Annotated in this window: 11 protein-coding genes; 10 read left to right on the plus strand and 1 reads right to left on the minus strand. The window is 40.8% G+C overall.

Features of this window, described 5'->3' with window-relative positions; all coding sequences use genetic code 11:
- Nucleotides 1–146 precede the first annotated feature (146 nt).
- The 8 genes from serC to BWD42_RS01430 all read left to right on the plus strand — a co-directional run bounded on the left by serC (nt 147) and on the right by BWD42_RS01430 (nt 9,893).
- Nucleotides 147–1,214, plus strand: a complete 1,068-nt coding sequence (serC, locus tag BWD42_RS01395) for a 3-phosphoserine/phosphohydroxythreonine transaminase (RefSeq protein WP_077432690.1) — start codon at nt 147–149, stop codon at nt 1,212–1,214.
- A gap of 152 nt (nt 1,215–1,366) precedes the next feature.
- Nucleotides 1,367–2,314: a D-2-hydroxyacid dehydrogenase gene (locus BWD42_RS01400; protein ID WP_077432691.1), complete on the plus strand. Its 948-nt coding sequence runs from the start codon at nt 1,367–1,369 to the stop codon at nt 2,312–2,314.
- 125 nt (nt 2,315–2,439) lie between these two features.
- Nucleotides 2,440–3,753, plus strand: a complete 1,314-nt coding sequence (locus BWD42_RS01405; protein ID WP_077432692.1) for an aspartate kinase — start codon at nt 2,440–2,442, stop codon at nt 3,751–3,753.
- 15 nt (nt 3,754–3,768) lie between these two features.
- Nucleotides 3,769–4,929, plus strand: a complete 1,161-nt coding sequence (gene lysA / locus BWD42_RS01410; protein ID WP_077432693.1) for a diaminopimelate decarboxylase — start codon at nt 3,769–3,771, stop codon at nt 4,927–4,929.
- Nucleotides 4,930–5,027: 98 nt separating this feature from the next.
- Nucleotides 5,028–5,789, plus strand: a complete 762-nt coding sequence (locus BWD42_RS01415) for a prolipoprotein diacylglyceryl transferase (RefSeq protein ID WP_077432694.1) — start codon at nt 5,028–5,030, stop codon at nt 5,787–5,789.
- Nucleotides 5,790–5,792: 3 nt separating this feature from the next.
- Nucleotides 5,793–6,029 (plus strand): hypothetical protein, encoded by a 237-nt coding sequence (locus tag BWD42_RS01420; protein ID WP_077432695.1) that lies wholly within the window; start codon nt 5,793–5,795, stop codon nt 6,027–6,029.
- A gap of 14 nt (nt 6,030–6,043) precedes the next feature.
- The gene (locus BWD42_RS01425) at nt 6,044–7,447 is read left to right on the plus strand and encodes a radical SAM protein (protein ID WP_077432696.1); all 1,404 of its coding nucleotides are present in this window, start codon (nt 6,044–6,046) and stop codon (nt 7,445–7,447) included.
- 106 nt (nt 7,448–7,553) lie between these two features.
- Entirely contained in the window at nt 7,554–9,893 is a 2,340-nt protein-coding gene (locus BWD42_RS01430; RefSeq protein WP_077432697.1) for a mechanosensitive ion channel family protein, read from the plus strand.
- Nucleotides 9,894–9,953: 60 nt separating this feature from the next.
- Here the strand turns inward: BWD42_RS01430 and BWD42_RS01435 are convergent, their stop codons facing one another.
- A complete protein-coding gene (locus tag BWD42_RS01435; protein ID WP_077432698.1) occupies nt 9,954–10,784 on the minus strand; it encodes an AraC family transcriptional regulator in 831 nt (276 codons plus the stop codon).
- A gap of 107 nt (nt 10,785–10,891) precedes the next feature.
- Here BWD42_RS01435 and BWD42_RS01440 point away from each other — a divergent pair, with 107 nt between their 5' ends.
- Nucleotides 10,892–11,806 carry an AEC family transporter gene (locus BWD42_RS01440; RefSeq protein WP_077432699.1) on the plus strand — a complete coding sequence of 305 codons (915 nt, stop codon included), beginning with the start codon at nt 10,892–10,894 and terminating at the stop codon, nt 11,804–11,806.
- A gap of 135 nt (nt 11,807–11,941) precedes the next feature.
- Nucleotides 11,942–12,388, plus strand: coding sequence for a DoxX family protein (locus BWD42_RS01445; protein WP_077432700.1), 447 nt, complete (start codon nt 11,942–11,944; stop codon nt 12,386–12,388).
- Nucleotides 12,389–12,429 lie beyond the last annotated feature (41 nt).

A 12,429-nucleotide genomic window follows, 5' to 3' on the forward strand; every position in this document is an offset into this window, starting at 1 on the left:
TATTGAAATGATTCAGAATTTTGTAAATTTTCAATAAAAAAACAGAATAGTTGAAAAATATATAATTTTATTTTACCTTTGGTTTTTAAAACAACAGATTGCTCCACTAGGGTTCAAAACGGGCAATCCAACAAACTATAACATCAATGAAACATAATTTTGGAGCAGGTCCATGTATTCTGCCAAAGGAAGTATTTCAACAAGCCTCAGAAGCTGTAATTGATTTTAACAACACAGGTTTATCAATTTTAGAGATCTCTCACCGTTCCAAAGAGTTTGAAGCAGTGATCGATGAGGCGACTCAGTTAGTAAGAGAATTATTAGCCGTACCACAAGGATATTCGATTCTTTTCTTGCAAGGCGGGGCAAGTCTTCAATTTGCAATGGCACCACTCAACCTTTTACCTGAAGGCGGTAAAGCTGCGTATTTGGATACAGGTGTTTGGGCAACAAAAGCCTTAAAAGAAGCAAAGAAATTTGGTTCAGTAGATGTTGTAGCTTCGTCGATAGACAAAAACTATTCTTATATACCAAAAGGATATTCAATCCCTTCCGATGCTGCTTATTTTCACTATACTTCGAATAATACGATTTATGGTACTGAAGTTTTTGAAAAGCCAGCTACAGATTTACCAGTAGTCGTGGATATGTCTTCCGATATTTTTTCCCGTGAGATCAATGTTGCAGATTACGATTTAATCTATGCCGGAGCACAAAAAAATATGGGGCCTGCTGGTGTGACACTGGCTATTGTGAAGGATGATATTTTGGGTAAATCGGGTCGTGTACTGCCTTCGATGTTAGATTATCAGTTGCACATCAATGGTGGCTCCATGTACAATACACCGCCGGTATACTCCATCTTTGTTTCGATGTTAAATCTACGTTGGTTAAAAGCAAAAGGTGGTGTTGCTGTTTTGGAACAGGAAAATATTATTAAAGCTCGTGCACTATATGATGAGATTGATCGCAATCCTTTATTTAAAGGTACTGCTGCTGTGGAGGATCGTTCGCGTATGAATGTGACTTTTGTGATGGATACACCTGAACTGGAAGCGGAGTTCCTAGCTTTAGCGAAAGAACGTAATCTGATTGGTATCAAAGGACACCGTTCGGTAGGTGGTTTTAGAGCGTCGATTTACAATGCTTTGCCATTGAGCAGCGTCAATGCTTTGATAGATGCCATGAAGGAATTTGAAGATACACACAAATAGTCTAATCGATTAAATATGCAGATGAAATTGACCGTTTCGTGGAGATCCAATTTTGATCAGTAACAAAGGTCGTTTTATCACTTAACAATTAAACCGGCTTTCAGGGATGCATTATACAATGAGAAACTTGTAGCCATAAATAATTATAAAGGATGAAAATATTAGCAAATGACGGTATCGATCCACTAGGAAAGAAAATGTTGGAAGATGCCGGTCATACTGTAGATACAAACCATATACCTCAGGATGAGTTGGCTGAAAAGCTGCCTGCTTATGATGCGATTACTGTACGGAGTGCAACTAAAGTTCGCCAGGCATTGATCGATGGCTGTCCGAATTTGAAAGTAATCGGTCGCGGTGGTGTAGGAATGGATAATATTGATGTTGAATACGCGCGATCAAAAGGTATTGCTGTTGTGAATACACCAGCTGCATCTTCTTTATCCGTAGCTGAATTGGTTTTTGCGCATCTTTTGAATGGTGTACGCTTTTTATACGATGCCAACCGGAAGATGCCTGTTGACGGAAATACGAAGTTTGGCGCGTTGAAAAAAGCCTATGGTGCTGGAACTGAGCTTCGCGGTAAGACAATTGGTATCGTTGGTTTTGGCCGTATCGGCCGTGAAGTTGCTAAAATCGCAATCGGACTGGGAATGGATGTCGTTTATACGGATCTATTTGACGGTCCGAAAGGTTTAACGATTGATCTTTCTGGAGGTATCCAAGTAGAGGTTCCGATCAAACAGGTTCAAATGAATGACTTGTTGAAAGTTTCAGATTTTATTTCCTTACATGTGCCATTCTTGGATAAACCGGCAATCGGTGCTGCCGAGTTCCCATTATTGAAAGATGGTGTTGGCTTGGTGAACGCTTCCAGAGGTGGTGTTATTGATGAATTGGAGCTGGTTAAGGCATTGGATGCCGGCAAAGTTGCATTTGCTGGTTTAGATGTTTTCGACAACGAACCGACTCCACGTGAGGAAATTTTAAAACATCCAAAGATTTCGTTGACACCACATATCGGTGCAGCGACAAATGAAGCACAGGAAAGAATCGGCGAAGAATTGGCCGGTTTACTGATCGAAAATTTGAAGAAGTAGTTCTTCCGCATAGAATAAATATATGCGGCACAAAACTTTCATGATTTTGTGCCGCATTTTTTTTTAAAATACATTCATGAATTGCCTATATTGGCGCACAGAAATTTAATAATTGTAACTTTAGTATGAAAGTTTTAAAATTTGGTGGTACTTCAGTAGGAAGTGCAGTACGTATCAAAGGGTTGTTGGATATTGTAAACCCTTCGGAACGTCAGATCGTTGTGTTGTCCGCGGTAGCTGGAACGACAAATGCTTTGGTGGAAATAGGTCAGGCTTACACAGCAGGTAAGAAGGACGAGGCTAAGGATTTGATCAAGAAGCACAAGGATAAGTACGAAGACCTTATTAAGGAACTTTTTAATACTGAAACCGGATATAAAAACGGCAAGGAATTAATCGACTATCATTTTAACCTGATTTCAAGCTTGGCAAATGAGCTGTTTACGCCGATTGAAGAAAAAATTATTTTAGCGCAAGGTGAATTGATGTCTACCGCATTATGGCATTTTTACCTCAACGAAATCGGAATACAATCTGTCTTGCTACCTGCATTGGATTTTATGAAAATCGATGAGGACAATGAGCCAATGGTGGAATATATCGGTGAAAAATTGACGGCGATTTTGGCACAACATCCCCAAAATACCCTGTTTATCACGCAAGGATTTATCTGTAGAAATTCATTTGGTGAAATTGATAACCTGCGCCGTGGCGGATCGGACTATACCGCTTCATTGATCGGAGCAGCTATCCGCGCCGAAGAGGTGCAGATCTGGACAGATATTGATGGGATGCATAACAATGACCCGCGTGTCGTTAAAGGTACGACACCGATCGCACACCTTAGTTTCGACGAGGCTGCTGAATTAGCTTATTTTGGCGCGAAGATATTGCATCCACAATCGGTATTTCCGGCACAAAAATATAATGTACCGGTACGTTTGCTAAATACCATGGAACCGAATGCCAAAGGAACTTTGATCAGTAAGGATGGAGCACAAAAGGGATGTATAAGAGCTATTGCAGCGAAAGATGGCATTACCGCCATCCATATTCATTCATCACGGATGTTGCTTGCCTACGGTTTCCTACGTCGTGTTTTTGAGATTTTCGAACGTTATAAAACACCGATTGATATGATTACGACTTCGGAAGTTGCCGTTTCATTAACGATCGATGATACAACGAACTTAGCGGATATCATTAAAGAAGTGGAGGACTTTGGTTCTGTTACTGTAGACGGCGATCAGACAATTGTATGTGTGGTTGGTGACTTCGGTTTGAACAGCCATGGTTATGCCGCTCGCGTGCTTGATGCTGTAAAACATTTGCCGGTTCGCATGATTTCTTATGGTGGTTCAGATTTTAATGTATCCATTCTTTTGAATTCAGATCATAAAACAGAGGCTTTACGTTCATTGCATAATCGTTTATTTTAAGAAAGAAGGTTTTATATGATAAATACAGCTATAGCGGCAAAATTTGCAGAAAAAGAAACGCCGTTTTATTACTACGACCTGGCCGTGTTAAACAAAACCTTGGAAGCAGCTTATGCGGCTTCCCATAAAAGAGGATTCCATGTTCATTATGCATTGAAAGCCAATTTTAACGATGTGTTGTTAAAGGCGATCCGCCAGATCGGTTTTGGCGCGGACTGTGTGAGTGGAAATGAGGTGAAAAAGGCGATCGAATGTGGTTTTGAACCACAGCATATTACCTTTGCGGGGGTTGGAAAATCGGATAAGGAGATCAACTACGCATTGGAGCAAAATATTTTTGCGTTCAACGTAGAATCTATTCAGGAGCTTGAAGTCATAAATGAATTGGCGTCAAAGCAAGGGGTGAAGGCCAATGTGGCACTACGTATTAACCCCAATGTGGATGCGCATACACACCATTATATTACCACAGGACTTGACGAGAACAAATTTGGAATTCCGAATGCGGATCTGGAGAAATGTGCAGCTGTTCTCAAGAAATGTGATTTTATAGAATTGGTAGGTTTACATTTCCACGTAGGATCCCAGATTACAGACATGACGGTATTCAAAAGCCTGTGTGTAAAAGTTAATGAGTGGAAAAATTGGTTTGAGGAACGCGGAACACAGATTCGTGTTTTGAACGTAGGTGGCGGACTTGGGATAGATTATAAAAATCCAGATGGCAACCCGATTCCGGATTTTGAGGCCTATTTTGATATTTTTGACCGTTTCCTTGAGCGTAAATCCCATCAGGAAGTTCATTTTGAATTGGGGCGGGCTTTAGTGGCTCAATGTGGTAGTCTGGTCAGCCGTGTGTTATATGTCAAAAACGGCGTCAAGAAAAATTTTTTAGTCCTGGATGCGGGAATGACTGAATTGATGCGCCCAGCCTTGTATCAGGCTTACCATAAAATGGAGAATATCAGTGAAGGTACAGCGACAGAAGCCTTAAACTATGATGTAGTAGGGCCAATCTGCGAATCTTCGGATTGTTTTGGAAAGGAAGTGCCTTTGCCAGTTTCAAAACGTGGTGATTTGATTGCTATCCGTTCCGCAGGCGCATATGGTGAGGTAATGGCCTCCCGTTATAATTTGAGGGAAGAAATCAGATTTGTTTACAGCGACCAATTATAGGCTGCTGTACAAATGGAGGATATAAAGCCGGTTCAATTGTGAACCGGCTTTTGCTTTTTTGGCTATAGATATCTGAATTGTCTTTTGTATACTTGCTTATGCTAATTGCAATCGAATTTCCGGTCACCATTGATTTGTTTGGTAAGACTTTTCTCCTGCATCCATTTATGGAAGGTTTGGGAATGTTTATGGGCATGCGTTATTATCAGCTGTTAAAATGGAAAGACCAGGAGAGCTTAGGTCATACAAACTCACTTTTAATAGTGATTGCTGCAGCTATAGGAGCCCTAATCGGATCGCATGTAATCGGATCACTTGAACGTCCGGAGGAACTAATGGGTGCAGTCAGTAAATGGCGTTATATCTGGTTGAATAATACGATTGTGGGGGGCTTGGCTGGCGGGTTGGTTGGAGTAGAACTGATGAAAAAAATGATGGACAAGAAAGAGAGCACCGGCGATCGTATGGTCTTTCCGCTGATTGTTGCCATTATGATCGGGCGGATAGGTTGTTTTTATACCGGGGTATTTGAGCAGACCTACGGCTTACCCACCGATTGCCCCTTTGGGATGTACCTCGGTGATGCCTATCGCAGACATCCGGTTGCTTTGTATGAAATAGCGTTTTTGATCTTATTATTTATTTCCCTGCAGTGGTTTAAATGGAAATTTATATTCCAAAATGGCTTACTCTTTCAATTTTTTATGTTCAGCTATTTCAGTTTTCGCTTTTTATTGGATTTTATCAAGCCAAGAGCAATAATTCTATTGGGGATGAGTACCATACAAATTACCTGTCTTGTCGTGATAATTTATTATATTTATTTATTGAACAATACGCATATAGAAAGGAAGGTCTAAATTATGTATTTACTCGAAGGATCATTTGGTTCGGAAAACACAGCTTTTTTGGGCTTGTTTTTACTGTTTGGAGGAGCTATAGTTATCGGGATAGCGCTTTTGGTCATCCTCATTGGTTCGATTATGAAATCCAATAATAAAGCCTCTACATTTAATGTTAATCCTTGGCTTAAAGTGCTATTGGGTGGTATTGGAGCGATGATAGCAGGTGGGATCGCTTGCGGAATAGCATTAAGTTAACAAGGATAAAATATATGCCAGTCAGAAATTACACCTATTACGATTATACCATTAGTCTATGTCCGACTTGTCTTTCCCGTGTTGGAGCGAAAATTATTATCGAAGATGAACAGGTTTTTATGACCAAGAATTGCCCTGATCATGGTTTTTTCAAGACGCTGATTGCGACGGACGTTGAATATTATAAAAATATCCGGAATTATAACAAAGCTTCTGAGACACCTTTGAAATTTGATAAGGAAGTTCATTTTGGCTGTCCCTATGATTGTGGTTTATGTGTCGATCACGAACAGCATAGCTGTCTTTCGATCGTTGAAGTGACCGACCGCTGTAATCTGACCTGCCCGACCTGCTACGCGATGTCTTCACCGCATTATGGAAGGCACCGTTCACTGGAAGAAATCGAACGTATGTTTGATAAGATTGTCGAAAATGAAGGGGAGCCGGATGTGGTTCAGATCAGTGGGGGAGAACCTACCATTCACCCTGAGTTTTTTAAGATTCTGGACATCGCCAAAACAAAACCGATTAAACATCTCATGCTGAATACCAACGGTATCCGCATTGCGAATGACCCTGGATTTGCTGAACAATTGGCCTCCTACGCGCCAGAATTTGAAATTTATCTCCAATTTGATTCTTTCCGTCCGTCCGTGCTGGAGAAATTTAGAGGGAAGGATCTAACGGATGTACGGAAAAAAGCAATTGAAAAACTCAATGCGCTAAATCTAAGTACTACGCTTGTGGTAGTGCTGGAAAAAGGAACCAACGATGATGAGATCGGAGCAATACTGGACTTTGCTTTAAGCCAGCGTTGTGTACGTGGGGTGACGTTCCAGCCCGTAGAAATTGCCGGTAGAAATGCGGCGGATGCCCAGCAGCACAAAATGACGCTGACCGAAGTCAGACAGGAGATCCTGAACCAATATCCACTGTTGAATCCACATGATATCATTCCGGTTCCCTGTAATCCAGATGCGCTGGCCATGGGCTATGTGCTTAAGATTGGCGATGAAAGGATTCCGCTAACCAGGCATATTGACCCAGCGGTACTCTTGAACAATCAGTCGCGCAATACCATTGTTTATGAGCAGGATACCGGTGTTCAGATGCAGCTACTCGATATTTTTAGTACCGGTATTTCGGTGGATAAAGTAAAACCAAAGGTCAATCAATTGCTTTGCTGTCTACCTGATGTGTGTGCTCCGGAATTAGATTATGATAATCTTTTCCGTATCATAATTATGAATTTTATGGACGCCTATGATTTCGATGTGCGTGCAGTCAAAAAGTCCTGCGTACATATTGTCAACAAAGATCTAAAGTTGATCCCCTTTGAGACCATGAATCTGTTTTACCGTGACGATAAAGTCAAGCGTCTGGAGGAACTTAAATTATCGGATGCTATACGATTTTAGGCTGAGATAAGTTATTTTTGTCGGAAAAATAATTCGTTCGCTCCCGCGACACTACATTTTGCGGTGGGCAAAGCTTATTATTGAAAGAGATTAACATATTGCGGGTATGAAATTAAGCAACATGAAGCATTTCATTGTTTTTGTAATGGGGCTATTGTCATTGCATTTGTATGCTATGGGGCAAGACTCGGTTCAGATAAGGAGAGGGGCAAATACCGATAGGTCAATGTCACATACCAGGTTAAATAGAAGAATTGGTATAGACTCGACCAGAACGGAGAACGATTCGTTGCGTAATGACATACGGAAGGTGAATTTGACATTTTTGTCCAATATCCGTACCGCCTCTATGGCGGAGTTTGTCGCGCAGTTAAATGAAAAATCCAACTCTTATGCTGCTACCAGCGCCAGTTCGGCAAAAGATTCTGTTGCGCTGCTAAAAAATGCAATTTCTGATGAGATTAGGCAGCTTAATTCGATTAAAGGGAGTATTGCAAATTATTCCAACAGTTTAAGCAGTACGCAAGATCAGATTCGTAATATTGTCAATCGTTATGATATCAGTGCCAATAATCACGCAAGGGCATACCAATACCTGAGCAGTGCCGGGCTAAAGTTGTCCTCCAAGATGGATTCGCTTGAAATGATCAATCGGACGATCGATGAACTGATCGTGAAGAATCAGCGTCACCTCAATCGATTGGATCTCGTTACTGAGACAAAAACTACAGCTAAGAAGTCTGATGCTGCAGCAAGCAAAAGTTCGATTTGGAAGGCGAATACAACAAGTATTTCCAAAGATGTTATTTTAGATAATATACGCAGTAACTATAGCAATAATAAATCCATCGACAAATATGTCAATCGTACGGATTGGGCGAGCCGGATTTTGTTGATTGTGCTGGGACTGGCTTATTCGTATTGGATTGTACGGGTAGCCTATGTACTGAAGCAAAATGATCCGTCCAATAAGCTCGCCATTGATGTCATTGTTGGGAAAACTGTTATTTTCTTATTCACCCTACTGCCTTTTGTTAATTTCTTTACACCGACTTTCATCTTACAGGCCTCCCAACTGCTGATCATGTTGATCTTTATGTATTTGCTAAGACATAAAATGACTGGACAGCAACGTAAGATCGCGCTTATTCTGATCATCTTTTATCTATTGGATGTCTTTGTCAATATGATTGTGAGTGATGACCTGTTTTTGCGTGTTATCTGTATTGGCTTTAATCTAATCGCACTGGGTTTGGTCAGTTATACCAAGCGGCGGATTAATAACCCAGAAAGTCCGGGATATATCAGCAATTTTATCTATGTGGTATTTGCCATTTTAAATATTACTGCCATTACCTTGAACGTTATTGGACATGTGGAACACTCGCGGAGTTTTAGTATCGCGTGTGCCGTAGGTTTGGTGCAGTCGTTTACACTGCAATATTTTGCTGACATGATCAAATTAGATGTCCGTAACCAGTTCAAAAAAGATCGCTTGGTTGCTGGGTTTTGGATGCGTTTCAATGAACAACGAACCCTGGCAATCATCACCCAGGTCCTTCGGATTGTGTGTATCCTGTTGGCTGTTATTGTGCTGGCAAATAACCTACAGTTTATTGAGACTTTACTGAGACTGAGCGAGACATTTTTTGGAAAGGTACGTAGCATCGGTAGTATCTCCTTTACTTTAGGTAATCTCGTTGTTGCGGTACTGCTATTGCTTGTTGCGAATTGGTTTCAAAAAAACATCAGTCTCATTGTACTGGGGGGCGAAGATGGTCAAATAAGCCAGGCTTATAATCAAAAGATGACGCTGTTTCCGTTGTTCCGTCTGGCAATTATCCTGATCGGCTTTTTTATGGCAATCTCAGCCTTAGGGATGAGTCTGGACAAACTTACCGTAGTCATTGGGGCATTGAGTGTGGGGATAGGTCTGGGTATGCAAAATATCATCAATAACTTCGTGTCCGGAATTATCTTGGTTTTTGATAAACCGTTTCGTGTGGGAGACCAGATCGAACTGGCTGATAAAAAAGGGCGGGTGAAAGAGATCGGCATCCGTGCGAGCGTACTGAAGACCGCCGACGGAGCGGATGTGATTATTCCTAACGGGGACCTATTGTCGGGTAGGGTTGTCAACTGGACATTATCGCAAGAGTATAGTAAGACAAGTTTTGTCCTGCATATTGACCGGAAAGCAAACCTTGAGCAGGCGAAACAATGGATCAATGATGCAATGGCGACGAGCCCACATTTCGTTAAGGAAAGAGATAGTGGTATCAGTGTACAGGACATCAGTGAAGAAATGATTTATTTAAGCGTTTTCTGTTGGGTGAATTTTGCGGCTAATGCCTCTTCTTTTAAAAACGATGTATTAATTATTCTCTATAAACAGTTTGAAGAAAAGGGTCTTAAATTCTATAGTGTGCTGCCTCCTAAAAATTGAAATGTCGTATAATAGGGGATGTCTTTTGTTTGTTGTATGGCTGCAAAAGGTAATAAGGTATCATTGTGCCTGTCGTTGTCGATAGGCTTTGGGACTGTAGCCCTTTGCACGTTTGTAAAAATGCGATAAGTGGCTCTCATCAACAAAGCCGAGCTCTTCGGCAACCTGTTTAAGTGTATATGCCGTGGACTTAAGCCGATGTTCAATTAATTCAATGCGGTACATATTGATGTAGTCTCTCAGGCTACTGCCAAAGTGTTTCTTGAAATAAATGCCAAAGTAAGTTGGGGATATATTAAATTTTTGGGCAATCGTTTTTATCTGAAGATACTCCGGCGTAAAGATATGTTGGTGAATATAAGCCGTGATAGAGCTGTCTATGTGGAGTGTATGCAGCTCTGGTATACGCTGTGTTTCCGATATTTCCTTGTAACGGCCGAAGATCGCAACCAGTTGATCAGAAAGCCAAGGCGAGGTTTGGTTGACAGCGGTAATGCAGTATAATCGTACAGCTTCCAATAAATGAGAATAAATCAAACGATCGTGATCAGTCATGTGCAATTTGCTTTCTCTTAGTCCTCTGTCGTTCATTAACTCCATAATCCAGGTATAGTTTTTTTGCTGGCGACGATTTTGTGAAAAATAGCTGTCGGTAAAAAGAATAAATAGAAAATGTGTTTTTTCGTGAATATTGAAATAATGTTTGTCTGCTGGGCTAACTAGGAAAATATCACCGCGTTCATAATTCAATTCAAATTTATTGATGACATGCTTTCCCTGCCCGCTGCGTATATAAACGAGCTCATAATAGTTTTGCTCATGCATGGGTAGGTGAAATGTGTCTTCCACAAATTCGCTGATCAATAATGGTTCGAATTGTCTCTTTCGCATGATCTTTAGTTGTATAGTATTAAATATACATAAAAATAATGTCTTTATACATGTTTTTCCCAAGGATACAATTGCATTTTTGTGTCGTATAAAATTGTAAGGAAAATATGGTTAACTTCATAATGATTGTATTTTGTATTGCTGCTGGTATGCTGTTAAGAAGGGCAAAGCTAATCCACAGTGAGGCACATAAAGGCATCAATACCTGGATACTTTATTTTGCGCTTCCAGCAGTTTCCTTTAAATATATTCCAAAGATTGTATGGTCGTCACAACTATTATTTCCGATCTTTTCGGCGGTTTTGGTTTGGGCCGGCAGTTGGTTATTTATGGAATGGTATTGTAAGCGGAAGTCCTATAAGCAGCGCTCGAGAAGTAGTCTGGAATTGGCTGCGGGGTATAGCAACACCTCATTCATCGGCTTTCCTTTGGTTATGGCTTATTTTGGCGAAGCGCAATTGCCGATTGCCATTATTTGTGACCAAACGACATTTATTTTATTATCCACTGCCGGTATCATCAATGCGCTTAAAGCAAATCTGCAGGACGGACAATCCATTGACACCAAATTTATGATCCGGAAATTACTTACTTTTCCGCCATTGATCGGTTGTCTTTTGGCATTGATGTTAGGCCAGTTTGTTGATTTCAGCGCTGCTGAACCTTTTTTTGACAAGCTTGTGGCTACAGTGGGACCATTGGCCTTGTTTTCTATCGGTTTACAGTTGAAATTTGAGGGCTGGCGCCAACAATTTGCGCAGATCAGTACAGCCATGACCTATAAATTAATTTTAGCCCCCTTATTAGTCCTGTTATTTGCCCTGTTACTTGGAGTAAAAGGACCGGTAGCGCGAATCAGTATTTTCGAAGCCGCCATGCCTACGCTGGTTACCTCCGGGATTGTCGCCGAACAATATCATCTCAATGCCAAATTGGTTAATCTTGTTATCGGTTTTAGTATTGTAATCGGATTGATCACAACAGCCTTATGGGATATTGTAATCCGGTTTGCGATTGCCTGATTCATCTTTCGTCTTTTTGGCTACCATTGGGCGATATGATGTGCAATAGCTTGGGTATTAAAATAATAAAGTGCAACAACTTTTTTGTGATTCGTTTGTTATAGCAGTATAACCATCTATAAAAGGAGGTATATTATGAACCTGATACATCGCATTGAGCATTGGGGAAATGTCCATCACCCACAATGGATTGATTACCTAAGAATTGCTCTGGGCATTATGATTTTTGCCAAGGGTATAACCTTTGTAAACGACAGGCAAGTGGTTGCGCATATGATCGAACAAAGCAGTTTTCACCTATCGGTTTGGGGCGCTGTTCATTACGTGGTATTCACGCATTTGGTTGGTGGCTTATTCCTTATTTTGGGTTTTCAAACCCGCTTGGCTTCCCTATTGTTGTTGCCTGTCTTGGTGGGGGCTGTCTTCTTTGTCAACATCACCAATGGTTTTAGTTATGTGAATTCCGAATTGTGGCTTTCTATAGTCGTATTCTTTTTGTTAATCTTTTTTATGGTCATGGGATCTGGAAAATACTCCCTGGACAATATGATGAACAAACCCGGATACAAAAGGGATATCTAAAAAAAAGCTCCTTCATCTATGAAGGAGCTTTTATCTTGTTG

The organism is Sphingobacterium sp. CZ-UAM (genome assembly GCF_002000245.1).
GTDB lineage: Bacteria > Bacteroidota > Bacteroidia > Sphingobacteriales > Sphingobacteriaceae > Sphingobacterium.

What these genes read in the sequence shown, in the direction of transcription:
- BWD42_RS01425 (WP_077432696.1), top strand. Translation starts at nt 6,044, where the DNA reads ATGCCAGTCAGAAATTACACCTATTACGATTATACCATTAGTCTATGT.
- BWD42_RS01435 (WP_077432698.1), bottom strand. Translation starts at nt 10,784, where the DNA reads ATGCGAAAGAGACAATTCGAACCATTATTGATCAGCGAATTTGTGGAA.
- BWD42_RS01445 (WP_077432700.1), top strand. Translation starts at nt 11,942, where the DNA reads ATGAACCTGATACATCGCATTGAGCATTGGGGAAATGTCCATCACCCA.
- serC (WP_077432690.1), top strand. Translation starts at nt 147, where the DNA reads ATGAAACATAATTTTGGAGCAGGTCCATGTATTCTGCCAAAGGAAGTA.
- BWD42_RS01440 (WP_077432699.1), top strand. Translation starts at nt 10,892, where the DNA reads ATGGTTAACTTCATAATGATTGTATTTTGTATTGCTGCTGGTATGCTG.
- lysA (WP_077432693.1), top strand. Translation starts at nt 3,769, where the DNA reads ATGATAAATACAGCTATAGCGGCAAAATTTGCAGAAAAAGAAACGCCG.
- BWD42_RS01415 (WP_077432694.1), top strand. Translation starts at nt 5,028, where the DNA reads ATGCTAATTGCAATCGAATTTCCGGTCACCATTGATTTGTTTGGTAAG.
- BWD42_RS01420 (WP_077432695.1), top strand. Translation starts at nt 5,793, where the DNA reads ATGTATTTACTCGAAGGATCATTTGGTTCGGAAAACACAGCTTTTTTG.
- BWD42_RS01430 (WP_077432697.1), top strand. Translation starts at nt 7,554, where the DNA reads ATGAAATTAAGCAACATGAAGCATTTCATTGTTTTTGTAATGGGGCTA.
- BWD42_RS01405 (WP_077432692.1), top strand. Translation starts at nt 2,440, where the DNA reads ATGAAAGTTTTAAAATTTGGTGGTACTTCAGTAGGAAGTGCAGTACGT.
- BWD42_RS01400 (WP_077432691.1), top strand. Translation starts at nt 1,367, where the DNA reads ATGAAAATATTAGCAAATGACGGTATCGATCCACTAGGAAAGAAAATG.